General features: G+C 71.4%; 26 protein-coding genes and 3 tRNA genes. 12 read left to right on the top strand and 17 right to left on the bottom strand.

The window, feature by feature from the left end; genetic code table 11:
• Positions 1-65: 65 nt before the first annotated feature.
• Both FHX52_RS16620 and FHX52_RS16615 read left to right on the top strand, forming a co-directional pair.
• Positions 66-1487, top strand: coding sequence for an FAD-binding oxidoreductase (locus FHX52_RS16620; protein ID WP_342777958.1), 1422 nt, complete (start codon positions 66-68; stop codon positions 1485-1487).
• Positions 1487-2620: a pyridoxal-phosphate-dependent aminotransferase family protein gene (locus FHX52_RS16615; RefSeq protein ID WP_141823413.1), complete on the top strand. Its 1134-nt coding sequence runs from the start codon at positions 1487-1489 to the stop codon at positions 2618-2620. The genes FHX52_RS16620 and FHX52_RS16615 overlap by 1 nt, the downstream gene beginning before the upstream one ends.
• A 370-nt stretch (positions 2621-2990) precedes the next feature.
• On the opposite strand, the gene rplL is transcribed toward FHX52_RS16615, so the two are convergent.
• Positions 2991-3380 (bottom strand): 50S ribosomal protein L7/L12, encoded by a 390-nt coding sequence (gene rplL / locus FHX52_RS16610; RefSeq protein ID WP_141823412.1) that lies wholly within the window; start codon positions 3378-3380, stop codon positions 2991-2993.
• Positions 3381-3446: 66 nt separating this feature from the next.
• Positions 3447-4031, bottom strand: coding sequence for a 50S ribosomal protein L10 (gene rplJ / locus FHX52_RS16605; RefSeq protein WP_141823411.1), 585 nt, complete (start codon positions 4029-4031; stop codon positions 3447-3449).
• 294 nt (positions 4032-4325) lie between these two features.
• Here rplJ and FHX52_RS16600 point away from each other — a divergent pair, with 294 nt between their 5' ends.
• Both FHX52_RS16600 and FHX52_RS16595 read left to right on the top strand, forming a co-directional pair.
• The gene (locus tag FHX52_RS16600; RefSeq protein ID WP_141823410.1) at positions 4326-5198 is read left to right on the top strand and encodes a DUF3152 domain-containing protein; all 873 of its coding nucleotides are present in this window, start codon (positions 4326-4328) and stop codon (positions 5196-5198) included.
• A gap of 69 nt (positions 5199-5267) precedes the next feature.
• Positions 5268-5780, top strand: coding sequence for a hypothetical protein (locus tag FHX52_RS16595; protein WP_141823409.1), 513 nt, complete (start codon positions 5268-5270; stop codon positions 5778-5780).
• 68 nt (positions 5781-5848) lie between these two features.
• Here FHX52_RS16595 and ggt read toward each other — a convergent pair whose 3' ends face one another.
• From ggt to FHX52_RS16565, 6 genes are all read right to left on the bottom strand, one after another.
• Complete coding sequence (ggt, locus tag FHX52_RS16590) at positions 5849-7723, bottom strand: gamma-glutamyltransferase (protein WP_246070064.1); 1875 nt, start codon at positions 7721-7723, stop codon at positions 5849-5851.
• A 451-nt stretch (positions 7724-8174) separates the two neighbouring features.
• On the bottom strand, positions 8175-8891 hold the full coding sequence (gene rplA, locus FHX52_RS16585) for a 50S ribosomal protein L1 (RefSeq protein WP_141823408.1): 717 nt from the start codon (positions 8889-8891) through the stop codon (positions 8175-8177).
• Between the two features lie 146 nt (positions 8892-9037).
• Entirely contained in the window at positions 9038-9472 is a 435-nt protein-coding gene (rplK, locus tag FHX52_RS16580; protein ID WP_141823407.1) for a 50S ribosomal protein L11, read from the bottom strand.
• Positions 9473-9684: 212 nt separating this feature from the next.
• A complete protein-coding gene (nusG, locus tag FHX52_RS16575) occupies positions 9685-10584 on the bottom strand; it encodes a transcription termination/antitermination protein NusG (RefSeq protein WP_141823406.1) in 900 nt (299 codons plus the stop codon).
• Between the two features lie 80 nt (positions 10585-10664).
• Positions 10665-10934 (bottom strand): preprotein translocase subunit SecE, encoded by a 270-nt coding sequence (secE, locus tag FHX52_RS16570; protein ID WP_185747334.1) that lies wholly within the window; start codon positions 10932-10934, stop codon positions 10665-10667.
• A 116-nt stretch (positions 10935-11050) separates the two neighbouring features.
• A tRNA-Trp gene (locus FHX52_RS16565) sits at positions 11051-11123 on the bottom strand.
• A gap of 302 nt (positions 11124-11425) precedes the next feature.
• On the opposite strand from FHX52_RS16565, the gene FHX52_RS16560 reads away from it, so the two are divergent.
• The 4 genes from FHX52_RS16560 to FHX52_RS16545 all read left to right on the top strand — a co-directional run bounded on the left by FHX52_RS16560 (position 11426) and on the right by FHX52_RS16545 (position 15169).
• Positions 11426-12784: an aspartate aminotransferase type Ic gene (locus FHX52_RS16560; RefSeq protein WP_141823404.1), complete on the top strand. Its 1359-nt coding sequence runs from the start codon at positions 11426-11428 to the stop codon at positions 12782-12784.
• Positions 12781-13302 carry a DUF5709 domain-containing protein gene (locus FHX52_RS16555; RefSeq protein WP_141823403.1) on the top strand — a complete coding sequence of 174 codons (522 nt, stop codon included), beginning with the start codon at positions 12781-12783 and terminating at the stop codon, positions 13300-13302. The genes FHX52_RS16560 and FHX52_RS16555 overlap by 4 nt, the downstream gene beginning before the upstream one ends.
• 59 nt (positions 13303-13361) lie before the next feature.
• Positions 13362-14396 carry an adenosine deaminase gene (locus FHX52_RS16550; protein ID WP_141823402.1) on the top strand — a complete coding sequence of 345 codons (1035 nt, stop codon included), beginning with the start codon at positions 13362-13364 and terminating at the stop codon, positions 14394-14396.
• A 122-nt stretch (positions 14397-14518) separates the two neighbouring features.
• The gene (locus tag FHX52_RS16545; protein ID WP_141823401.1) at positions 14519-15169 is read left to right on the top strand and encodes a hypothetical protein; all 651 of its coding nucleotides are present in this window, start codon (positions 14519-14521) and stop codon (positions 15167-15169) included.
• 171 nt (positions 15170-15340) lie between these two features.
• Here the strand turns inward: FHX52_RS16545 and FHX52_RS16540 are convergent, their stop codons facing one another.
• From FHX52_RS16540 to FHX52_RS16515, 6 genes are all read right to left on the bottom strand, one after another.
• A complete protein-coding gene (locus FHX52_RS16540; RefSeq protein WP_141823400.1) occupies positions 15341-16414 on the bottom strand; it encodes a UDP-N-acetylmuramate dehydrogenase in 1074 nt (357 codons plus the stop codon).
• A gap of 14 nt (positions 16415-16428) precedes the next feature.
• Positions 16429-16887 carry a MaoC/PaaZ C-terminal domain-containing protein gene (locus FHX52_RS16535; protein WP_141823399.1) on the bottom strand — a complete coding sequence of 153 codons (459 nt, stop codon included), beginning with the start codon at positions 16885-16887 and terminating at the stop codon, positions 16429-16431.
• Positions 16887-17333, bottom strand: coding sequence for an FAS1-like dehydratase domain-containing protein (locus FHX52_RS16530; RefSeq protein WP_141823398.1), 447 nt, complete (start codon positions 17331-17333; stop codon positions 16887-16889). The genes FHX52_RS16535 and FHX52_RS16530 overlap by 1 nt, the downstream gene beginning before the upstream one ends.
• 125 nt (positions 17334-17458) lie before the next feature.
• On the bottom strand, positions 17459-17629 hold the full coding sequence (gene rpmG / locus FHX52_RS16525; protein WP_141823397.1) for a 50S ribosomal protein L33: 171 nt from the start codon (positions 17627-17629) through the stop codon (positions 17459-17461).
• A gap of 172 nt (positions 17630-17801) precedes the next feature.
• Positions 17802-17878 (bottom strand) — tRNA-Met (locus FHX52_RS16520).
• A 59-nt stretch (positions 17879-17937) separates the two neighbouring features.
• A tRNA-Thr gene (locus FHX52_RS16515) sits at positions 17938-18010 on the bottom strand.
• Between the two features lie 146 nt (positions 18011-18156).
• On the opposite strand from FHX52_RS16515, the gene FHX52_RS16510 reads away from it, so the two are divergent.
• The gene (locus FHX52_RS16510; protein ID WP_141823396.1) at positions 18157-19401 is read left to right on the top strand and encodes an AI-2E family transporter; all 1245 of its coding nucleotides are present in this window, start codon (positions 18157-18159) and stop codon (positions 19399-19401) included.
• Positions 19402-19404: 3 nt separating this feature from the next.
• Here the strand turns inward: FHX52_RS16510 and FHX52_RS16505 are convergent, their stop codons facing one another.
• Positions 19405-20319 carry a hypothetical protein gene (locus tag FHX52_RS16505; protein WP_246070062.1) on the bottom strand — a complete coding sequence of 305 codons (915 nt, stop codon included), beginning with the start codon at positions 20317-20319 and terminating at the stop codon, positions 19405-19407.
• A gap of 70 nt (positions 20320-20389) precedes the next feature.
• On the opposite strand from FHX52_RS16505, the gene FHX52_RS16500 reads away from it, so the two are divergent.
• Positions 20390-21211, top strand: coding sequence for an MBL fold metallo-hydrolase (locus FHX52_RS16500; protein WP_141823395.1), 822 nt, complete (start codon positions 20390-20392; stop codon positions 21209-21211).
• Positions 21212-21272: 61 nt separating this feature from the next.
• Here the strand turns inward: FHX52_RS16500 and FHX52_RS16495 are convergent, their stop codons facing one another.
• Positions 21273-21476, bottom strand: coding sequence for a hypervirulence associated TUDOR domain-containing protein (locus FHX52_RS16495; RefSeq protein WP_141823394.1), 204 nt, complete (start codon positions 21474-21476; stop codon positions 21273-21275).
• A gap of 110 nt (positions 21477-21586) precedes the next feature.
• On the opposite strand from FHX52_RS16495, the gene FHX52_RS16490 reads away from it, so the two are divergent.
• Both FHX52_RS16490 and FHX52_RS16485 read left to right on the top strand, forming a co-directional pair.
• Positions 21587-21859, top strand: a complete 273-nt coding sequence (locus tag FHX52_RS16490) for a BatC protein (RefSeq protein WP_141823393.1) — start codon at positions 21587-21589, stop codon at positions 21857-21859.
• Positions 21859-23103, top strand: coding sequence for a cupin domain-containing protein (locus tag FHX52_RS16485; RefSeq protein WP_141823392.1), 1245 nt, complete (start codon positions 21859-21861; stop codon positions 23101-23103). Before FHX52_RS16490 ends, FHX52_RS16485 begins: the two co-directional genes overlap by 1 nt.
• A 98-nt stretch (positions 23104-23201) precedes the next feature.
• Here the strand turns inward: FHX52_RS16485 and FHX52_RS16480 are convergent, their stop codons facing one another.
• Positions 23202-23966 carry a helical backbone metal receptor gene (locus FHX52_RS16480; RefSeq protein WP_141823391.1) on the bottom strand — a complete coding sequence of 255 codons (765 nt, stop codon included), beginning with the start codon at positions 23964-23966 and terminating at the stop codon, positions 23202-23204.
• Positions 23967-24016: the final 50 nt, after the last annotated feature.

Raw genomic sequence — 24016 nt, 5'->3', positions numbered from 1 at the left:
CCGCTGCCGTGACCTGCGTCCCCGGTGCCCGCGCCCCCACGTGGCCGCGCGGTTACGGTGGGACGGTGACGACCGTGAGCAAGGACGCTCAGTCCGCCGACCAGACTGCCGCCGCCGCAGGCCCCTCCCCCGACCTCGGCGCCCTCGCGGCCGCGCTGGCGCCCGGGGCCCTGCTCACCGACCCTGCCGGCGTCGCCGCCTACCGCTTCGACTTCACGGCAGACGAGGGCGCCGGTATGCCGCTCGCCGTGGTCCGCGCCTCGTCCGCGGCCGACGTGCAGGCCACGGTGCGCTGGGCGGGGGCACACGGCATACCGCTCGTGCCGCGAGGGGCGGGCAGCGGACTGTCCGGAGGCTCCAACGCCATCGACGGCTGCGTCGTGCTCAGCCTCGAGCGGATGCGTGCGGTCGAGATCGACCCGACCACCCGCACGGCGGTCGTCGAGGCCGGCGCGCTCAACGTCGAGGTCAAGCAGGCCGCCGCCGAGCACGGCCTCTGGTACCCGCCTGACCCCTCGTCCTACGAGATCTGCTCGATCGGGGGCAACGTCGCGACCAACGCCGGCGGCCTCTGCTGCGTGAAGTACGGCGTCACGACCGACTACGTGCTCGGCCTCGACGTCGTGCTGGCTGACGGCACGCTCGTGCGGCTCGGGGGCCAGCGGATCAAGGACACCGCCGGCCTGTCGCTGCTCAAGCTCTTCGTCGGCAGCGAGGGCACCCTCGGTGTGGTGACGCGCGCGACGCTGCGCCTCGTTCCGGCGCAGCAGCCGCCCGCCACCCTCGTGGCGACCTTCGACGACGTCGCCGACGCCGCGCGCGTCGTCGTCGCGATCGGCAGCCGGCTGCGCGCCTCGATGATGGAGCTGATGGACCAGGCCTCGATCAACGCCGTCGAGGACCACAAGCCGATGGGCCTCGACCGCGACGCCGGCGCGATGCTGCTCGCCCAGTCGGACGCCCCCGGAGCCGCGCGCGGAGAGGAGATCGCCGTCATGGAGCAGCTCTGCTCCGAGGGCGGTGCCCGGGAGTGCTTCACGACGACCGAGCCCTACGAGGGCGAGCTCTTCGTCGCCGCCCGCCGAGCGGCGATCTACGCGATCGAGCGCCGCGGCACGATCATGCTCGAGGACGTCGGCGTGCCCGTGCCGCGACTACCCGACCTGCTCAGCGGCATCGCCGAGATCGCGCGGTCCAATGACGTCGAGATCCCCGTCGTGGCGCACGCCGGCGACGGCAACACCCACCCCGTCGTCGTCTACCCTCCCGGTGACGTCGAGGCGAGAAACCGTGCAGCACAAGCGTTCTCGCAGGTCATGAGCCTCGCCATCAGCCTCGGCGGCACGATCACCGGTGAGCACGGCGTCGGCCGCCTCAAGCGCGACGCCCTGCCCGAGCAGCTCGGCCCCGACGTCATGGCACTCACCCACCGCATCAAGCACGCCCTCGACCCGCAGGGCATCCTCAACCCCGGAGCAGGATTCTGATGACCTCTTCGAGCACGCCTCCCGCAGCCGTCACCCGCCCCGTCGCCGAGCGGCACCTCTTCGGCCCGGGGCCCTGCAACCCCTACCCCGAGGCCACCCTGGCGCTGGCCTCGCCGCTGCTCGGGCACCTCGACCCCGACTTCCTCGCGATCATGGACGAGACCTGCGACCTCCTGCGCTACGTCTGGGGCACCGACAACCGCCGCACCCTGCCGCTCTCGGCCACTGGGTCGGCCGGCATGGAGGCAGCCTTCGTCAACACGGTCGAACCGGGCGACGTCGTCGTCGTGGCCGTCAACGGCCTCTTCGGCGAGCGCATGGTCGACGTCGCCGGGCGGCACGGCGCCGAGGTCGTGCGGGTCGACCACGAGTGGGGCCGGCCCGTCGACGTCGAGCGCGTCGTGACCGCCCACCCGTCGCCCAAGATCATCGCCGCCGTGCACGCCGAGACCTCCACCGGAGTCCGCTCCGACATCGCCGCCCTCGGCGCCGCCAAGGGAGACGCCCTGCTGCTCGTCGACGCCGTCACGAGCATCGGCGGCATCGAGCTGCGGGCCGACGACTGGGGCATCGACATCGGCTACGCAGGCACCCAGAAGTGCCTCGGCGTCGCGCCCGGGCTCGCGCCCTTCACCATCAACGACCGCGCCTTCGCCCGACGGGTCGAGAAGCCGTCGTCGTGGTACCTCGACCTCGGCCTGCTCGGCGGCTACGTCGGCGAGGCCGCCGGTGCGGGCAAGCGGACCTACCACCACACCGCACCGACGGCGATGGTCGCGAGCCTCCACGCCGGCCTGCGCCGCATCGCCGACGAGGGCCTCGAGAAGGTGTGGGACCGCCACGCCGAGGCCGGCCGGCTCCTGCAGAACGGGCTCGAGGCCATGGGCCTCGCCCTCTTCGCTGAGGAGGGCACCCGCCTGCCCGAGCTGACCACCGTCCGGGTGCCCGACGGCGTCGACTCCGCCGCCGTCCGCGGCTACCTGCTCGAGCGGCACAACCTCGAGATCGGCGCCGGCGCAGGGGCGTTCGCCTCGAACGTCTGGCGCATCGGCCTCATGGGCCACAACGCCCGGCCCGACCGCGTGGCCCTCATCCTCGCCGCCCTCAAGGACGCCCTGGACCACGCTGCCTGAGAGAGCCCGAGCCAGGCCGGACGCGACGCAGCGCCGCTCCCGCGGCCTCAGGAGCATGGGCGGCGCATCGTCTCGCAGCGACGCCGCGTCCCTGCGATGGCGCCGCCCATGAATCGGCCGCACGAGCAACCCTGCGCCCTTTCGGGTCGCATCGGTGATGGGCGCTGCACCTGTCGGTGGGAGCGGCTTCGGCGGCGGCCCACATGCGCTGGGAGGTCGGTGAGCGGCATACCAGGGCCGACGACGCTCTCGCCGCGAGCGCCGGTAGGCGCAGCGTCCGGCTGAGCCGGTGAACGCCGAAGGCGGGTCCGACCAGCTGGTCGGACCCGCCTTCGCGGTGATGCTGGAGTCCCGGACTAGCCGGGACGGCTCACTTGAGCTCGACGGACGCGCCGGCGGCCTCGAGCTGCTCCTTGGCCTTCTCGGCAGCAGCCTTGTCGACCTTCTCGAGGACGGGCTTGGGGGCGCCGTCGACGAGGTCCTTGGCCTCCTTGAGGCCGAGGCTCGTGAGCGCGCGGACCTCCTTGATGACCTGGATCTTCTTCTCGCCCGCGGCGGTCAGAACGACGTCGAACTCGCTCTGCTCCTCGGCCTCCTCGGCGGCGGCGCCGCCGGCGGCGCCACCAGCGGCCGCAACGGCGACCGGGGCGGCGGCGGTGACCTCGAAGGTCTCCTCGAACTGCTTCACGAACTCCGAGAGCTCGATGAGGGTCATCTCCTTGAAGGCGTCAAGGAGCTCGTCGGTGCTGAGCTTCGCCATGATGGCTTCCTTCCTGTTACTTGCCGTGAGTGGCTGATTGATGAATCGAGCGAACGCCAGAAGGCGTCAGCTCTCGTCGCCACCCTCGGCGACGTCGGTGGTTGCCTCGGCGGCCGGAGCCTCCGTGGCGGGGCCCTGCTCCTCGCGCTTCTGGCGCAGAGCCTCGACCACACGGGCCGTCTGCGACAGAGGAGCGTTGAAGAGGTAGGCGGCCTTGGTGAGGGAGCCCTTCATGGCCCCCGCCATCTTGGCCAGGAGAACCTCGCGCGACTCGAGGTCGGCGAGCTTCGTGATCTCCTCGGTGGTCAGCGGCTTGCCGTCGAGGACGCCAGCCTTGATCACGAGGAGGGGGTTTGCCTTGGCGAAGTCACGCAGGCCCTTGGCCGCCTCGACCGGGTCACCGGTCACGAAGGCGATGGCGCTCGGGCCCTGGAACTGGCCGTCGAAGGCCGTGATTCCGGCCTCCTGAGCAGCCTTCTCCGTCAGCGTGTTCTTGACCACGGCGTAGGTGGCGTGCTCTCGGATCGAGTTGCGCAGCTGCGAGAGCTGGGCCACGGTCAGCCCGCGGTACTCGGTGAGAACGGCCGCGCCGGACTCACGGAACTGGTCCGCGATCTCGGCGATGGCGGCAGTCCTGTCGGCCTTTGCCATCTGGGCCTCCTTCCCTTGCGTGTTGCCACCGGGGAAGGGCCCTCACGAAAAAGGCCCCGGCGCAGGGCGCTCGGGGCACGAGGCGGCATACGCTGTATGCCGTGTGGCTGAGGTCCTGCGCTGGCTGCCCGCATCGTGCGGAACCTTCGAGGATCTGTGTCAGCCACAGAACCCAACCGGCGGTCATTGGTCTCCGCAAGAGTACGGGCTGTCGGGGGCCAGGACCAAATCGGTCCTCGCGGGTCGACCGTCGCCTCCGCGACCCCAACGGGTAGGTGCCCTAGCGTGGAACACATGCACAGGGGTGGCGGAGCAGGCGGACCTGCTGACTCACGACGTCAGCAGGTGCACCGGCGACGCGTCGTGGCGGCGGCAGCCCTCGTGGGGTGCCTCGTCGCCGACGTGTGGGCAGTCGCTGCGGCGGGCGCCGGCGAGGTGCCCGAGAGTGCGCTGTCGTCCGCCTCACGCGTCTCGGTGACCACCGGCTTGGCTGTATCCGTGCCCCTCGACGACGTCGAGCGGGTGCCCGAGACCGTCGCGGCTCCCGCCCCGAGCGGCACCGGGCCCTCCGCACCGACCGCCCCGGCCGGCACGGCGGCCAAGGTCGTCGAGCGCGGCAGCGGCACGATGACCGCCGTCGTCGTGCCGGCGTCGGCCCTCGGCACCCCACCCTCGACGGGGCGCACCGTGCGCTGGACCCTCGAGGCGGAGGGCGGCCTGGGCGTCGACACCACGGCGCTGGCGACGACGGTGGCCACCGTGCTGCGCGACCCCCGGGGCTGGCAGACCAAGGACGGCGTGCGCTTCGTCAACGTCTCGCCCGCCGAGGTGGCCAAGGGCGACTCCGTCGACCTGCGGATCACCCTCGCGAGCCCCGACACGACCGACAGGCTGTGCGCTCCCCTCGAGACACGTGGTCAGGTGAGCTGCCACAACGGTGGTCGCGTCGTGCTCAACGCGCGCCGGTGGATCCTCGGGGCGGAGGCCTACGGCACCGACCTCGCGGGCTACCGCACCTACCTCGTCAACCACGAGGTAGGCCACGGTCTCGGTCACGGGCACGCCTACTGCGGCGGAGCCGGCAAGGTCGCTCCGGTGATGATGCAGCAGACTTACGGGCTCAAGGGCTGCACCGCCTGGCCGTGGCCGACGCCCAAGGCGAGCTGACAGACACCGGAGGCCCGCTCCGACCGGGCCCGAGGGGCGAGCCGCAGAGGGCACTGCCAGAATCGTGACATGACCATGCGGCGCGGCGACGGCGGACGATCGGGGCGCGGTGGACCCCGCACCCCCGTCGCGGGGCCCCGCAGGCGCACGCTCGTCGCTGCCGCGGCGGCGCTCGCCCTGCTCGCTGGCTGCACGGGCTCGTCCGGCCTGACGAGCGAGCAGGCCCGGGCGGCCTACGACCCCGTCCTGCAGGACGTCGCCAAGGCCGCGGCCGGGCCGCTCGGCGCGAAGTGGAAGGACGGCACCGGGGGCGGCACGAACCTCACGACCGAGGGCTGTCGCTGGTTCACGAAGACGATGACCGCCGAGCTCGACCCGACGCAGACCCCGGACTGGGACGCCGTCATCGCCGACACCAAGGCTGCCCTCGCTGCGCACGGGTTCCCGCCCGCTCAGCAGTCGCAGCTGACCGGCGGCTTCACCGGCATCGAGGCGCACGACGACAAGGGAGCTCGGGTCACGATCCAGTCGAAGGGCACGACGAACATCCGGGTCTCCGTACCCGTCAACGGCCCCTGCTGAGAACGGCCACTCGACGTCGTCCGATGTCGAGTGGCCGCTCCGTCACAGACCCAGCGGTGGGCGCCCGGTCAGGGCTGGGGCCGCACCACCATCGCCGACCCGCCGCCGCGGCGCACGGTCTCGGCAGCGGCCTCGAAGCGGCCCCCGCCCAGGCTCCGGATGGCCGTCACCGCGCCGATCTCGCCGGCGTTGCTCAGCTTGTGGCCGAGCGCGGTGAGGCCCGCGGCAACCGGGCTGGCGAGCAGGGCCGGCTCGGCCCCCTCGGTGCCGTTGCGCGAGCTGAGCCGCGGCGCCGCGATCGCGTCGACGAGAGGCAGGCCGCGGTCGAGGTAGCCGAGGATCGTCTGCGACACCGAGGTGATGATCGTCGCGCCGCCGGGCGAGCCCACGGCGAGGAACGGCGTGCCACCGTCCATGAGGATGGTCGGGCTCATCGACGAGCGCGGCCGCTTGCCCGGGCCGGGCAGGTTCGGGTCCGGCACCCCGGCCGTCAGCGGCACGAAGTTGAAGTCGGTGAGCTCGTTGTTGAGCAGGAAGCCGTAGCCGGGCACCGTGATACCGGAGCCGCCGGTCTGCTCGATCGTCAGCGTGTAGGACGCCACGTTGCCCCAGCGGTCGGTGGCCGTGAGGTGGGTCGTCGACAGGCCCTCATAAGGCTCCTGCTGCGCCTTGGCGCCCGGTGCGCACGATGTGTAGCTGCCGTCGGGCGAGCCGAACGGGATCGGTCGTGGCTGAGCCTGGGTCGGGCTGAAGAGGCAGGCGCGCTCGGCCGCGAAGGCCGGGCTGACGAGCTCTGAGACGGGCACGCCCGGCACGTCGCCGACGTAGCGGTTGCGGTCGGCGAACGCCGTCGCCGACGCCTCCGAGAAGCGATGGAGGTAGTCGACGTCGGACACGGCCGAGGTCGTGACACCGGTGCGGTCCTCATAGGCCTTCATCAGGTTGAGGATCTCGGCCACAGCGATGCCGCCCGAGCTCGGCACGGGCATGCCGTAGACGTCGAGGCCCTTGTACTGCGAGTGGATCGGCGCCTTCGTCAGAGCCCGGTAGGCGGCCAGGTCGCGCAGCGTCATCTGCCCGCCCATGACGCTGACCCCGGCAGCGGTGTGCGGTGCGTTGGACTCGCGCACGATCGCCTCACCGAGGCGCCCGCGGTAGAGCACGTCGACGCCCTGGGTCCGCAGCGTCCGGTATGCCTTGGCCATGTCGGGGTTGGTGAAGACCGTGCCGACGGCCGGCGCCTGACCATCGCGCAGGAAGACCCGTGCCGTCTCCGGGAACTTCGCGAACCGGGCGGCGTTCTGCGCCGTCTGGTCGTGGAAGGTCTGGTCGACGAGGAAGCCCTTGGCCGCGAGCCGCTCGGCCGGCTTCAGCGCTGCGTTGAGCGAGAGCGTGCCGTAGTCGCGCAGCGCCTTGGCCCACAGGGCCGGCGTGCCGGGCACCCCGACAGACAGGCCGGAGTTGACGACGGTGGTGAAGTCCATGGCGGTGCCGTCCGGCTTGCGGAAGGTGTCCTCGGTGAAGCTCGCCGGGGCCGTCTCTCGCCCGTCGATCGTCGACACGTGTCTCGTGCGCGCGTCGTAGTAGACGAGGAAGCCGCCACCGCCGATGCCGGCGCTGTAGGGCTCCGTGACGCCCAGGGCGGCGGCCGTCGCCACCGCGGCGTCAGCGGCGTTGCCGCCGCGGGCCAGCACGTCGATGCCGACCTGTGAGGCATCGCGGTCGACCGAGGCGACCGCGCCGCCGGAGCCCGTCATGACCGCCACCTTGGGCAGCTCGGTCGGCTTGCCGTGCCAGCCGCGGTCGGTGCCGGGCGCCGCCGTGGGCGCGGCCTGGGTCTGCGCCCCGGCCGTGGCCGGCAGCAGAGCGAGGGGCAACCCGACGACGAGCGCGCCGAGAACCCATCTGGATCGTGTCGTGGTGCGTGCGCTATGACGACTCATGAATCGACCGTACCCGCGCAAACTCCCCATTTCAGGTCGAGACCCCCACCCATTCACGTATGCCGCGCTCCCCCTCGTGTGACGACGCGGCCACTCGAGGAGTGCACCCGTGTGACGACGAGGCCACTCGAGGAGTGCACCCGTGTGACGACGCGGCCACTCGAGGAGTGCACCCGTGTGACGACGCGGCCGCTCGACGAGGAGGGTGCCCCTGAGCGGGGGTTGCCGGGAGTCGGGAGCGGCATCGGCGACGGGCACCGTGCCCCCGAAAGTGAGCGTGACGGCATACGCCCGTCGACGCTCCACGCCGCGAGCGGCTGCCGGCGGCCCACGCGACCCCTCACCCCGCGAGCAATGACGGGCGCCGAGGCACCGCCCAACGCAACGCCACAACGACGAGAGCCCGCCACCCCAAAAGGGGTGACGGGCTCTCGATGACGGGGTCAGGCGATCAGGCCTGCTCCTCCTCGACGAGGAGGTTGCGCGTCTTGGAGAAGTCGAGCGGGATGCCCGGGCCCATCGTCGTGGACACGGTGGCCTTCTCGATGTAGCGGCCCTTCGAGCTCGACGGCTTGAGACGCAGGATCTCCTCGAGCGCGGCGGCGTAGTTCTCGACGAGCTTCGTCTCGTCGAACGAGGCCTTGCCGATGATGAAGTGGAGGTTCGCGTGCTTGTCGACGCGGAACTCGATCTTGCCGCCCTTGATGTCGGTGACAGCCTTGGCGACGTCCATCGTCACGGTGCCGGTCTTGGGGTTCGGCATGAGGCCTCGGGGACCGAGAACCTTGCCGAGACGACCGACCTTGCCCATCATGTCGGGCGTGGCGACGACGGCGTCGAAGTCGAGCCAGCCGCCCTGCACCTTCTCGAGCATGTCGTCGGAGCCGACGTAGTCGGCGCCGGCCTCACGGGCGGCCTCGGCCTTGTCGCCGTTGGCGAAGACGAGGACCTTGGCGGTCTTGCCCGTGCCGTGCGGCAGGTTGACCGTGCCGCGGACGGCCTGGTCGGCCTTGCGCGGGTCGACACCGAGGCGCATGGCGACCTCGACGGTCTCGTCGTACTTGGCCTTGGCGGTCTGCTTGGCGACGCGGACGGCCTCGAGCGGGGCGTAGACCTTGCCGGGCGTGACGAGCTCGGCGGCTGCGCGGTAGTTCTTGCTGCGCTTCATGGAACTGCTCCTTGGTGTGTCGTGGAGTCGTGGTGCGACCGTGCGCTGGTCTCCCACGGAGCCGATGCGGTATGCCGCCCGGCTCGGTCTCGGGGTGACCCGCCCCCGCAGGGGCGGGCTCCCGAAGCGTGTGTGACCCCGGCTGCTCAGAGCTCGGTGTCGATGCCCATCGAGCGGGCCGTGCCGGCGATGATGCGCGCCGCCATGTCCTCGTCGTTGGCGTTGAGGTCTTCCATCTTCTGGCGGGCGATGTCGTAGACCTGGTCGCGCGAGAGCTTGGCGACCTTCGTCTTGTGCGGCTCGCCAGAACCCTTGGCGACGCCGGCAGCCTTCTTGATGAGCTCGGCGGCCGGCGGGGTCTTCGTCACGAAGGTGAACGAGCGGTCCTCGTAGACCGTGATCTCGACCGGGATGACGTTGCCGCGCTGGGACTCCGTCGCGGCGTTGTACGCCTTGACGAACTCCATGATGTTGACGCCGTGCTGGCCGAGGGCCGGGCCGACGGGGGGCGCGGGCGTGGCCGCACCGGCCTGGATCTGCAGCTTGATGAAGCCGGAGACCTTCTTCTTCTTGGGGGGCATGATGCCTACCTTCTTCGTTGTGGGCCGACGCCGTGGGCGATGACCCGGTTGCACTGCCAAGGACGCGGAGCGTTCGTGGCGGTTTTCAGTTGTTCTTGCTGACGCGCAGCCGAAACCACGCGGGTTCTTGAAGCAGTCGCGCGGTGGAACCACGCGGGCTTTCCGGGGTCCACGGGGGCGGAGGGCCGCAAGGCCCGCGAGCCCCCGTGTGTTCAGATCTTGGCGACCTGACCGAAGGAGAGCTCGACCGGGGTCTCCCGGCCGAAGATCGAGACGAGCACCTTGAGCTTCTGGGTGTCGGCGTTGATCTCGGAGATCGTGGCGGGAAGGGTCTCGAAGGGCCCTTCCATGACGGTGACGGACTCGCCGACCTCGAAGTCGAGGACGCGGATGTCCTTGGGGGCCGACTGCTTGGCGTCGCCCGTACCGGGGCCGGCTGCGGCCTCGAAGGACGGCGCGAGCATCGTGAAGACCTCGTCGATCGAGAGCGGCACGGGCTGGTGGGCGTTGCCGACGAAGCCGGTGACGCCGGGCGTGTGCCGAACGGCACCCCAGCTCTCGTCGGTGAGGTCCATGCGCACGAGGACGTAGCCGGGCATCCGGACGCGGCGGACGAGCTTCTTCTGGCCGTTCTTGATCTCGGTGACCTCCTCCATGGGGACCTCGATCTCGAAGATGAAGTCCTCCATGTTGAGGGTCTGGATGCGCGTCTCGAGGTTGGCCTTGACCCGGTTCTCGTAGCCGGCGTAGGAGTGCACGACGTACCAGTCGCCGAAGCGCGAGCGCAGGTCCGCCTTGAAGTCGGCGACGGGGTCACCGCTGCCCTGCGCGACCGGCTCCTCGGTGACCTCGTCAGCGGCCTCGTCGGTGGCCTCGTTGGTGGCCTCCGCGTCGACGTCACCCTCGGTGTCGTCCTCGGTCTCGCTGTCGACGTCGGTGTCGTCCTCGGTCTCGTCGGCCTCGGCCGTGTCGACGGCCTCGGAGCGCTCGACGGTGTCCTGCTCCTCCGCGACGGCGTCGCTCGAGGCGTCGTCACCGACCGTGGGGTCGACGACGTCGCTCTCGGCGCTCTCGCCGTTCGGGGCGCCCTGCTGGGCGAGCTGCTCGGACACGCTCTGACCTACTTCCTTGCTGGGGGACCAGCCGGGTGGGGCTGGCAATGGCTTCTGACGACTCGGGCCGGCGCCCTCGGCTAGCTCGTGGTCCCGGTGAAGACCCACGAGACGAGCTTGGTGAAGCCGAAGTCGAGTGCGGACACCAGAGCCATCATCACCACGACGAAGACGACGACGACGGTCGTGTAGCGCACGAGCTCGGGGCCCGTCGGACGCACGACCTTGCGCAGCTCGTCAAGGATCTGCCGCACGAACAGGCTGATCGCTCCGAAGAGACGCGAGATCGCGTTGCCGCCACGGGCCTTGTCAGCCCGGTCGGACCCGCGCTTGGCGCTCGTCTCGGTCACGATTCCTTCTTTCTGCCTGGGTGTCGGCCCGCGACAGCCAACCCGTCTCGGTGGGATGACCACCTCAGGGCAGAAGCCGCGTGCCGCCTTGCACGACGACCACATCATCAGATGCGCAGGGCAAGAGGGACTCGAACCCCCAACCGCTGGTTTTGGAGACCAGAGCTCTACCAATTGAGCTATTGCCCTTCACCGGCACCATGGGGTGGAACCGGAGGGACGGCATGCGTCAGCATGGCCAGCGAAGCCGTCCGAGCGACGATCATACGTGACGCACCGGCCTCAACGCGAACCGGCGAGAGCACCTTCGCGCGACCCCCTCCACCCCGCACACGCATGCCGTGAGGACCGGGCCGACGGACGCAACCTGCGTGTGGTCGGACGCACCCGGCATACGGCCCGGCACACGTGGAGCACGCGCACCGAGCACACGGACCCGGCATACGGACCAGGCTGCCCGCGCGGCGGCGCGCAGTGGCAGGATCGAGGCTGTGACGAACCCGCGCACCCCCCTCGCCTCGCTGTCCGACGACGACCTCGCTGCCTTCCTCACGCAGCAGCAGGAAGCCTACGCGGCGCTTCAGGCTCGCGGTCTCAAGCTCGACCTCACGCGGGGCAAGCCCTCCGCGGCGCAGCTCGACCTCTCGGACGACCTGCTGCGCCTGCCGACGGGCACGACCGACCGCGCCGGGGTCGACGTGCGCAACTACGGCGGGCTCGAGGGCCTCGCCGAGCTGCGCGAGCTGTTCGCCGAGCTGCTCTGGGTCGAGCCGTCGCAGGTCGTCGCGGGCGGCAACTCGAGCCTCACGATGATGTACTCCACGATCGTCGACTTCCTGCTCTTCGGCGGCGTCGACTCCCCGCGGCCGTGGTCGCAGGAGGAGAAGGTCACCTTCATCTGCCCGGTGCCAGGCTACGACCGGCACTTCTCGATGCTCGCGGAGTTCGGCATCGAGATGGTCACCGTCGACATGCACGACGACGGGCCCGACGTGGCCGCGGTCGAGGCGCTCGTCAAGGACGACCCGAGCGTCAAGGGCATCTGGATCGTGCCGACCTATGCCAACCCGTCCGGCGCGATCGTGTCGCAGGAGAAGGCCGCGCGCCTCGCCGCGATGCCGACCGCCGCGCCCGACTTCACGATCTTCTGGGACAACGCGTACGCGTTCCACCACCTCACGGAGGACGAGGCCAAGAGCGCCGACATCCTCAGCCTCGCGGCGGCCTCGGGCCACCCGAACCGACCGATCATGTTCGCGTCGACCTCGAAGATCACCTTCGCCGGAGCCGGCGTCGCCGTGCTCGCTGCCAGCGAGGCCAACGTGAAGTGGTGGCTCGGCCACCTCGCGATGGGCTCGATCGGACCGGACAAGGTCAACCACCTGCGCCACGTCGAGTTCTTCCGCGACGCCGACGGCGTGCGTGCCCACATGCGCAAGCACCGCGCGATCATCGCGCCGAAGTTCGCCGCGGTCGCCGAGGCCCTCACCGACGGGCTCGAGGGTCTCGAGGTGGCCGAGTGGACCCACCCGACCGGCGGCTACTTCGTCAACCTCGACGTGCTCGACGGCACGGCCTCGCGCGTCGTGGCCCTCGCCAAGGGGGCCGGCATCGCCCTGACGCCGGCGGGCTCGTCCTTCCCCCACGGCGACGACCCGCGCGACCGCAACATCCGCCTCGCACCGACCTTCCCGGGCCTCGACGAGGTGCGCACGGCGATGGCCGGCGTGGCCACCTGCGTCGCCCTCGCTGCGGCCGAGAGGCTGACGCAGGACCGCGCCTCGGGGGTAGGAGCAGGCAGCGAGACCACCGGGCAGAGTGAGCCCACCACCGAAGGAGCGCCGCGATGAGCGACAACGAGCCGAACGAGACCATCGCCGACGACCTCACCGTCTACAGCGTCGACGACGAGGACCAGCTCCAGTCCGAGGACACCCTCGAGGGCGACGACCTCGAGGACGTGCTCGACCGCGGCTACTCCCCCAACGACCGCCCGCAGGGCGTCACGGCCCACGGCACCACGGCCTACGAGGAGTCGATCGACGAGACGATCGAGGAGCGCATCCGCCAGGAGGTGCCCGACCCCAACTCGGCCTACGGCGCGCCCGACAACGAGAGCGGCCTCGACGACGACCGCATCGGCGGCGACGACCCCGACTCGATCGACGCCGAGGACGACTGGCTCGGCGACAACGAGGTCGGCGACCGGCGCGCAGGACGCCTCGTGGCCGACGACGAGGGCGCCCACGACGACGACGAGAAGCAGGCCTGGGCCAACGACGTGGGCATCGACGGCGCCGGCGCGTCGGCCGAGGAGGCCGCGATGCACATCGTCGACGAGATCGCCGACGAGCCCGACGACCGCTGACGCGACAGGCCCGACCACCCCTCCGGTCGGCGCCACGGCCGGGTGACACACTGACCCGCATGACGCGCGAGGTGACGGCCCTTCCCAAGGCCCACCTGCACCTGCACTTCACCGGCTCCATGCGCGTCGAGACCGTGCGCGAGCTTGCCCAGCAGCACGGCATACGGCTGCCCGACGCCCTCGTCACGGGCTACCCGCCGAAGCTGGCCCGGGCGACGGACGAGCGCGGCTGGTTCCGCTTCCAGCGTCTCTACGACGCCGCCCGCGCCTGCGTCCGCGGCGAGGCCGACATGCGGCGCATCGTGCGCGAGGCCGCCCACGACGACGCGGCCGAGGGCTCGCGCTGGCTCGAGATCCAGGTCGACCCGACCTCCTACGCACCCTTCGTCGGCGGCATCACCCCGGCGCTCGAGATCGTCCTCGACGAGGCGCGGTCGGTGTCGTCCGACGGGCGCATCGGGGTCGCCGTCGTCGTCGCCGCAAGCCGGATGCGCCACCCGCTCGAGGCCCGCACGCTCGCCCGCCTCGCCGCCCGGTATGCCGGTGACGACGCCGGCCACGTCGTGGGCTTCGGCCTGTCCAACGACGAGCGCCGCGGCGTCATCGCCGAGTTCGGGCCTGCCTTCGCCATCGCCCGCCGCGCCGGCCTCGCGCTCGTGCCCCACGGCGGTGAGCTGCTCGGCGCGCAGGCCGTCATGGAGACCCTCGAGCACCTCGATCCCGACCGCATCGGCCACGGGGTGCGCTCGGTCGAGGACCCGGCGGTGCTCGATGCCGTGGCGGAGTCCGGGGTGACGCTCGAGGTGTGCCCCGGCAGCAACGTCGCGCTCGGCGTCTACGGCACGGCCGAGGAGGTGCCCCTGCGGCGGATCGTCGAGGCCGGCATACCGGTGGCGCTGGGCGCCGACGACCCGCTCCTCTTCGGCAACCGCCTGGCCGCGCAGTATGCCGCTGCCCGCGAGCTCGGCTTCGACGACGCCGGGCTCGCTGCCCTCGCCCGCGGGTCGCTGTGCGGCAGCCGCGCCCCCGAACACGTGCGCGCCGCGGCGCTCGCGGACGTCGACTCGTGGCTGGCGACGCCCTCCTCATCGTGAGTCCCGCCACGCCCGCGCCCCCACGAGAAGTTGGACCAATCGGGCATAGCGTCGTCCCTCGGGGTGAGCCGAGTTTGCTCCACGGCGACCCCGGCGTTCATGCTGGTCGGGAGATGAAGACCTTGACGCGATCCTCCGACGCCCCCTCCACGACCTCCCGCACCCGTCTGCGACAGCTCTGTGCCGTCGCCCTCGTGGTGCCCGCCCTCACGCTCGCCGCGTGCAGCGGCGAGTCCGCGGTGACCGCCGACCCGACCGCGCCGGCCACGACGACGACCGCCCCGGCCACCGAGACGGCCACGCCGACGACGCCGCCCCCGGCCGCCGTCGAGAAGGTCAGCTACAAGAACATCAACGCGGTGATCAAGGATCCTGACCTCGGCCACACCATCACCGCCACCCGCATCGCGCGCCACCTCAAGTGGCCCGCCGGGCAGCCGGTCGGCGCCGAGCAGTTCGAGATCGTCGGGGTGCGCGTGCGCTTCGAGGCCGGCACCCGCTACTCGGCGACGCTCGACCCGTCGATGCTCAGCCTCATCGCGGCTAACCCCAAGCAGACGGTGCCGTCGACGACCGAGTTCAAGGGACTGTGGAGCACCAAGGACCTCACCAAGGCCACCCGTGAGCAGTGGTCCTCGGGCTGGGTCTTCTTCAAGGTCAACCGCGGCACGACCTCGGCCCTGACGCTGGCCTTCAACCGGCCCGCCTACCAGGTCAGCACGACCGACAAGGCCATCAACGCCAAGACCTTCACGGTCGTCCTCTCGAAGTAGCCGCGTCGCCCCGGAGCCCGCTCCCTGCAGCGACGGAGCGGCGAGAGGGGTCCACGGGCCAGCGGCGCCGCCTCGGGTCCGCCGCACACGGCATACCGGGTGCAAGCGACTCGAAGCTGCGCCCCTAGCGCCGGGGTGTGCGGCTGGCGGGCGTCCGGCGCGGCCCTGCCGTCAGAGCGTCTCGCCGACGAGCACCGGCTCGTTGACGAGGCGCACCCCGAAGGCCTCCTCGACGCCGTCACGCACCTCGCGCGCGAGGGCGAGCACGTCGGCCGTCGTCGCACCGCCACGGTTGGTCACAGCCAGCGTGTGCTTGGTCGAGAGGGCTGCAGGGCCGGGCAGACCGTGGCCCTTGCCGAAGCCCGCCTTGTCGATGAGCCAGGCGGCGCTGGTCTTGACGCGCCCGTCGGACTCGGCGAAGCGCGGCGGCACGGGAGCCTCCGGGCCGAGGTGGTCGCTGACCCGCTCGACGAGGGCGTCGAAGGCGTGCGGGCGCAGGATCGGGTTGGTGAAGAACGAGCCGCACGACCACGTGTCGTGGTCGTCGGCGTCGAGCACCATGCCGCGGCTGCGACGCTGCTCGAGCACGGCCTCACGGGCGTCCGAGAGGGGCACCCGCGTGCCGAGCGGCACCCCGAGACCGTCGGCCAGGGCGGCATACGCGACCGGGCGGCTGAGGTCCGCGATCTCGAACTGGAAGACCACGTCGAGCACGACGAAGCGGTCGGTGCCCTTGAAGCGCGAGTGGCGGTAGCCGAAGCCGCAGTCGCCGTTGGCGAAGGTGCGCACGACCTGCTCGCGCCGGTCCCAGGTGCGCACCGACCAGATCGTCTGGGAGACGTCCTGGCCGTAGGCGCCGACGTTCTGGATCGGGGTGGCGCCCGTCAGGCCAGGTATGCCGGAGAGCCCCTCGACGCCGGCCCACCCCTCCGCGACAGCTCGCTCGACAAGCGAGTCCCAGCCCTCCCCCGCCGCGACGCGCACGAGCGCACCGGCGCAGAAGTCGGCCGACTCCGGGGTCACGCCGCCCGTCGCGACGTGCACGACGGTGCCCTCGAAGCCCTCGTCGGAGACGATGAGGTTGGAGCCGCCCGACACGACGAGCAGGGGCTCGTCCGCGTCGTCGACCTCGCGCACCGTGTCGACGAGCTCGTCGATGGTCGAGACGGTGACGAGGCGGGCGGCCGGGCCACCCACCCGCATCGTCGTCAGGGTCGCCAGGGCGACGTCGTGGTCCTCGCGCACGCTCGTGGGGGTGCTCAGTCGAGCACGGCCACGGCGATGGCCCGGCCGAGGACCTTCTCGCCGCCGGCGGTCGCGGTGAGCTCGACGGTGACCCGCTTCGTCTCCGGGTCGAGGGCCTTGACGACGCCCGACACCTCGATGTCGGCGCCGCCGTCGTAGGGCACGACGACGGGCTTGGTGAAGCGGGTGCCGTACTCGACGACCCGGCCCGCGTCGCCGACCCAGTCGGTGACGAGGGTGACGGCCGAGCCCATCGTGAACATGCCGTGCGCGATGACGTCGGGCAGGCCGACCTGCTTCGCGAAGGGCTCGTCCCAGTGGATCCGGTTGCGGTCGAGGGAGGCGCCGGCGTACTGCACGAGCCTCGGGCGGTCGACGTGGATCGTCACGGCGGGCAGGGCCTCGCCGACGGTGACGTCGGCGGCGGAGCGCACCGTGGCGGGAGCTGCGGGGGTGGTGGGCTGCTCGTTCATCACTCGCCTCCTCGGATGACGATGGTCGAGGTCGCGGTGCAGACCGGCTCGCCGGCCTCCGTCGCGAGCTCCGTGCGGGTGGTCACCATGGCGTGGCCACCGGCCTCGCGCACGGTGTCGACGTGCAGGGTGCCGACGATCGCGTCGCCCGCGGTGAGCGGCCGGTGGTGGACGAAGCGCTGCTCGCCGTGCACGACCCGGCTGAAGTCGATGCCGGCGTCGGGGTCGCGGACCAGCTGGCCGTCGCACTGCTGCGCGATGAGCACGGCGAAGGTCGGCGGGGCGATGACGTCGGCATAGCCGCGTGAGCGAGCGACGTCGGCGTCGACGTGCACGGGGTCGGTCGAACCGACCGCCTCGGCGAACTCGCGGATCTTGGCGGCACTGACCCGGTAGGGCTCGGTGGGCGGGTACTCCCGCCCCTGGAAGTCTGCGTTGACCGGCATACCGGCAACCCTATCGAGCCGGGGACGACGAACGCTCCCCCGGCCACGGGCCGGAGGAGCGAACGGTGCTGCTGTGGAGCTGACGGGCCGCCGACGCGCTCAGGGCGCGGGGCAGGGCACTGGGGTCAGCGGGTCTCGCGGTGCTCGGTGTGCTTGCCGCACTTCGGGCAGAACTTGTTGAAGGCGAGACGGTCGGGGTTGTTCCGACGGTTCTTCTTCGTGATGTAGTTGCGGTCCTTGCAGTCCACGCACGCCATCGTGATCTTGGGACGGACGTCGGTGCTCTTGCTGGCCACGGCAACCTGCTCTTTCGGGAACGTGCTTGCTGAAACGATGTCTTCGGGTGCTCCGCCGCGCACGTGAACAAGCGGGCACGCGGTCGCGACACACAAGGCTACGCGACGGCGGTGCCGATCGAGAAATCGTCTGTCGAGATCTCAGCCGGAACCCGGCGCCACGCAACGAGAGTGGTAGCGGGAGCGGGGCTCGATCCCGCGACCTCACGATTATGAGTCGTGCGCTCTAACCAGCTGAGCTACCCCGCCATGGGCTGCCACCCGGGTCCGCCGCAGTGCTGCGACGAACCGATCGGGTGACCGACCAGAGCCCCAATAGGGAATCGAACCCTAGACCTTTTCCTTACCATGGAAACGCTCTGCCGACTGAGCTATTGGGGCACGGCCAACGCGATGCGACCCCTGTGAGGAGCCACGGCTGACCTGTTCTGCGACGGTGAGACTACACGGTCGTCGCGACAGAAACGAAATCGGCAGACCGGCCGGATCTCCCCGTCCTGAGGTGGGTGGGCTGAGAGGATCGGCTCATGACCGGTCCCTCCACGGAGCCTCCGCTGTCGCCGACGCCGGGCGCCGACATCGTCGTGCGCTTCGACCGGCGCAACGTCTGGCGGACCGGCTGGGTGCTCGCCGGGGTCGTGGCGCTGGCCGCGCTCGCCAAGTGGGTCGTCGACGACGGTGGGAGCGTCATCTTCACCCTCATCATGTCGATGCTCGCCGCCATCGCCATGGAGCCCGCGGTGGCCCGCCTCAGCCACCGCATGCGACGGGGCGTCGCGACGATCCTCGTCATGCTCGGCGTCCTGCTCTTCGTCATCGTCTTCATGCTCGCCTTCGGACGCCTCCTCGGCGAGCAGCTCGCGACCTTCGTGCGCTCGGTGCCCGACATCATCGCGAGGGCCGTGGACTGGGCCAACGCGACCTTCGGGGCATCGCTGTCGGTGCAGTCGATCCTCGACCAGTTCACCGGCGGGACCGCCGGGCTCGCGAGCCTGGCCGGCGACCTGGCGGGTGGGCTCATCGGCGTCGTCGGGGCCGTGCTCGGCGCGTTCTTCTCGTCGATCACGTTCTTCTTCTTCACCTTCTACTTCTCGGCCGACAACGCACGGCTGCGCATGTGGGTGGCTCGGCTCGTGCCCCCGAAGCAGCAGGAGGTCTTCATCGTCGCCTGGGACCTCGCCGTCATCAAGACAGGCGGCTACGTCTCGGCTCGCCTCGTGCTGGCCGCGATCTGCGGTGGCCTCTCGAGCCTCTTCATGCTCATCATCGGCATGCCCTACTGGCTCGCCCTCGGCATCTGGACCGGGCTCGTGGCGCAGTTCGTGCCGACGATCGGCACCTACATCGCGATCGCGCTGCCCGTCTTCGTCGGGCTCGTGGGGCCGGAGCCGTGGCAGGGGCTGGCGCTGCTCGCCTTCGCCCTCGTCTACCAGCAGATCGAGAACGTCACGATCGAGCCCAAGATCTCGGCCGAGGCGGTCGACGTGCACCCGGCCGTGTCCTTCGCGGCCGTGATGTTCGGAGCGGCGCTCTTCGGTGTGGCGGGGGCGTTCGTCGCCGTGCCCGTCGCGGCGCTCATGCTGGCCCTCTTCGGCATCTACTCGCGCAAGTACGACCTCGTGCCCGAGCTCGCAGCCCTGCAGGCGGCGAAGGACGGCGCCAAGAAGCAGAAGAGGCAGCTGCTCAAGAAGCCTGCGTCGAGCGATGCCGACAGCCCTGCACCGGCCACCGGCGGGGACAGCCCTCAGCCGGCATCCACCGAAGGCGTCTGAGCCTCAAGGCGATTCATCCTCGGCGAGCGCCGTGGTGGCGTCAGCCTCACGTCGCTCGGCCCGATCACGTATGCCGCTCGCCTCGTCGAGCTCTGCCGTGACCTTCTCGAGGCGGGCACGTGCCGTCGCCAGACGTCGCTCGAGGTCGGCGATGCCCTCGACGACCTCCTCCTGGCGGGCGGTCAGCACGGCGACCTGACGGTCTGCGGTGCGCAGCTCGGCGCGGGCCTGCTCGAGCTCGGTCGTGAGTCGGGCGCGCTCCGCCGCTCGACGCGCTCGACGCCGCTCCTCGAGGTCGACTGCGGCAGCTGCCTGGCCGCCCTCACCTCCGCCCTGCAGCACCTCGAGAGCGGGTCGCGTCGCTGCGGCGCCCCCGACAAGCCCTCCGACGAGCCCCCCGTCGAGCCCTGCGTCGACGGCCACGACGTCGTCGATGTCGACGGAGCCGAAGCCGGAGTAGGACAGGGCGCGCACGAGGGCGCCGGTGAGGATCGAGGCCTCGGCGCTCTCGTCGGCCACGAGAGCGGTGAGGGTGTCGCGCACCTCCTGGGCAACACCCGCGCCGAGCCGCTGGCCCGCGGCGGCCGCCTCGGCGGCGACGCGCTCGGCGACGGCATCGACCCGCTTCGCCCGCTCGCGGCCGAGCACCCGCAGCTGGTCGGCGTCGAGGGAGCGCTGGGCCTCACGGAGCAGCTCCGCGAAGCCCCTGAAGTCGGCGAGCTCCTCGCCGTGCTCACGCACGAAGTGGTTGAGGGCCCACGCCGCCGCGGTCGGCTTGCGCAGGGCGGTGATCTCCTTCGCGAGCGCTGCGTCGCCGGCGTCGCGTGCCTGCTTGGCGAGCTGGGTGCGCAGCGTCGTGAACTCACCCGGCATCGCGGCATACAGCTGCTCGACGGCGGCACGCAGGTGGAGGATCACCCCTGCATCCTCCCGCACCCACGCGCTGGCGGGGTGGTGCAGACCGGGTGCGAGCGGCCACAGTGGTGGCGTGATCTGGATCTGCGAGACGTGCGCCGTCGAGACCGCCGACCTGCCCCAGCCGCCCGACGCGTGCCTCGTCTGCGAGGACGAGCGCCAGTGGGTCCCGGCCGACGGTCAGGCCTGGACCAGCCTCGCCGAGCTGCGAGAGCGCGGCACCCGCATCGTCGCGACGGAGGTGGAGCCCGACCTGTGGGGACTGCGCGCAGAGCCCGCGGTCGGCATCGGTCAGCAGACGATGGTCGTGCGCACGCCCGAAGGCACCCTGCTCTTCGACTGCATCGGCTACGTCGACGACGAGGCGCTCGAGCTCGTGCGCTCGCTCGGGCCGACGCTGGCCGTGGCCGCCAGCCACCCGCACATGTACGGGGTCCAGACGGAGTGGGCGCATGCCCTCGGTGACGTGCCGGTGCTCGTCGCCGATCGCGACCGGGAGTGGGTGAGACGGCCCAGCCCGCTCGTCGAGCACTACGACGAGCGGCGCGAGGTCGCGCCCGGTCTCACGCTGCACCGGGTCGGCGGGCACTTCCGCGGCCAGGCCGTCGTCGAGTGGGCAGCCGGGGCGGCGGGGGCCGGTGTCCTGCTCGCCGCCGACGCGGTCTTCCCCAACCCCGACCGCCGGTCCGTGAGCTTCCTGCGCAGCTATCCCAACCGGATCCCCTTGTCCGGCAACGTGGTCCAGCGGATCGCCGGTCAGCTGGAGGGACTGCACTTCGACCGGCTCTACAACAACTTCGGCGCCGTGGTGCCGTCGGATGCCAAGGGCGTGCTGCGGCGCTCAGCCGACCGGCACGCGGCGTGGACGCGAGGAGACTTCGACCACCTGACCTGACGGGGTGGGGTTGACTTCGTGCCAGCCCGCGCCAGTGGGCGTCAGCCCGCGCCAGTCGGCGTCAGCTCGCGTCGAGCGTCGACTCCTTGTGCGCCGCCCTGGCACCCGTCTTGCTCGACTCGACGATCCAGTAGGGCTCGTCCGTGGAGGCGTTGAACGTCTGCCCCTCGAAGGTGAACTCCGAGACGCGCTTCTCGACCACCGTGCCGGTGGTGCGGCCCTGCGAGGTGTTCCAGTGGACGGTGTCGCCCTTCGTGATCGCCATGACACCGATGACAACACGCCGGAGCGAGGTGTGCCAGTGGCGCCCCGAGCGGGTAGGTGACGCTCGACGGCGTCGTCCGGCGCCGCGCCGAACCCTGTGGAGGAGATGCCATGAGCGACAGCCCGCTGGACCCCGTGAGCGATGACCCGACGACCGAAGGCCCTGCTGACGGCGGAGCCGACACGTCGTCGCACGACGGTGGCGCCGATGGCGGCGCCGACACGGAGGGGCCCGCCGACGGCGGAGCCGACACCTCCTCGCACGACGGTGGCGCCGATGGCGGCGCCGACACTGAGGGGCCCGCCGACGGCGGAGCCGACACCTCGTCGCACGACGGTGGCGCGGACGGTGGGGCGGGGACGGACCCGACCAACGCGATCTGATGACCGCTGGCATGACGAGCCGAGCGCCCACGCACCAGCGTGGGCGCTCGGCGCTCCAGCGCCTCGTGCCCGTCGACGCCGCGGAGTTCGCGGCGCAGACCTGGGCCCGCTCCCCCCTCGTCACGCGCGCGGCCGACCTGCCCGGAGGCCTCACCGATCTCTTCGGTGAGAGCGCGGTCGACGAGCTCGTCTCGCGTCGGGGCCTGCGAGCGCCCTTCCTGCGCGTCGCCCGCGACGGCCAGACCCTCGGCGACCGCGAGTTCACCCAAGGCGGTGGGGTGGGGGCGACGGTGCCCGACCAGGTGAGCGACGACAAGCTGCTGCGCCTCTTCGCCGGCGGCGCGACGATCGTCCTGCAGGGCCTGCATCGCACGTGGGGCCCGCTCGTCGACTTCACCCAGCAGCTCGCGGACGAGCTCGGCCACCCGGTGCAGGCCAACGCCTACGTGACGCCGCGCCAGAGCACGGGCTTCAGCGACCACTACGACGTCCACGACGTCTTCGTCCTGCAGGTGGGCGGCGAGAAGCGTTGGCGCCTCAGGCCGCCGGTGCACCCCGCCCCGCTTCGTGACGAGCCGTGGACCGACCGCCGCGCCGAGGTGGCGCAGGCCAGCACCGCCGAGCCGGCCCTCGAGCTCACCCTCCGCCCCGGCGACGTGCTCTACCTCCCCCGCGGGTGGGTGCACTCCGCCACCGCGTTGGGCGGTGTCAGCACGCACCTGACCCTCGGCATCCACGTGTGGACCCGCCGCCACCTCGCCGACGCCCTCATGGCCTCGGCGATCGCTGCGGTCAGCCGCGACGAACAGGTGCGCGCCTCGCTCGTCCCGTCCCCCGAGGGCTTCGGCCACGGAGCCCTCGCCACCGACATCGAGCTCGTGCGGGAGGCGCTCATCCGCGCCCTGCACGAGGTCGAGCCCGACGCGGTGACCGACGCTCTCGAGACGAAGGTGCGCTCCGCCCAACGACCTTCTCCGATCGGCCCGCTCGCCCAGGTCGCCGCCGCCGAGGCACTGACGGGCGCGGCATGCCTGCGGCTGCGGCCGCACGTCGACGCCCGGCTCGTGCCGAGCGGCGACGGGCACGCGGTGCTGACGAGCCGCCTCCCGGACTTCGACGTCGAGCCCCGAGACGTCGGCACCATCGTCGCGCTCGTCGACGGCGGAGTGCTGCGCGCCGACATGGTCGGCATCGACCTCGCCCGCCGCCTCATGCTCGCCGGCCTCGCAATTCCCGACGACTGAGCACTCCCCCGTCGAGTGGCCAATCCTGGTCGCGTCTCCCCCTTCGAGTGGCCAATCCTGGCCGCCCCTCGCACCTCGAGCGGCCACTTCGTGTCGGGTCAGCGCATGACGGCCTGAGTCAGGGCCACACGGGCGCCGACGAGCGACGGCCCGTACCACGTCAGCAGGCGCCCGCTCACGAGGGCAGTGCGGGCTCGCGAGAACGCCTCCGGGCCGTCGTCGACCGTGAAGACATAGGGCTCGTCGGGCAGCAGGACAACGATCCCGTCACGGTCGAGGTCCGCGAGGTCGACGTGGGGATAGCGGTCGGCGTGCCCGTCGAAGACGTTGCGCCATCCCAGGCGCGAGACGAGGTCGCCGGTGAAGGTGTCGCGGCCCACGGCCATCCACGGGTCCCTCCAGATGGCGACGGCCACGTCGAGGGTCGTCGCCGCCACCGGACCGCCCCACTCCGCCCGAGCCGCGGCGAGCCAGGCGGGTGCGGCAACCTCGAGCGCCTCGACGAAGAGCCGCTCCAGCGAGTCGAGCGCGCCGGGCACCGTCTCGATGTCCGTCACCCAGACCGGTATGCCGTCCGCGCGCAAGCGCTGCACGTCCAGCTCGCGGTTCTCCTCCTTGTTCGCCACGACGAGATCGGGCTCGAGTGCCGCGATGGCCTTGAGATCGGGGTTCTTCGTGCCCCGGACCCGCTGCACCGCGAGGTCGCTCGGGTGGGTGCACCAGTCAGTTGCCCCGACGAGCCTTGAGGGGCTGGTCGTCGCCAGGGCTTCGGTGATCGACGGGACCAAGGACACGACGCGCGTCGGCGACGTCGCCAGCGGGACGGCATACCCGAGGTCGTCGACGGGGGTGGAACGCGACATCCTTTGGCCTCTCGACGGTGGCGGGGCGGCCAAGAGTGGCCACTCGACGG

The organism is Humibacillus xanthopallidus, assembly GCF_006717145.1.
Classification (GTDB): Bacteria; Actinomycetota; Actinomycetes; order Actinomycetales; family Dermatophilaceae; genus Humibacillus; species Humibacillus xanthopallidus.
The sequence above is the reverse complement of the archived record's forward strand: the minus strand, read 5'-3'. Positions and strand labels throughout refer to the sequence as shown.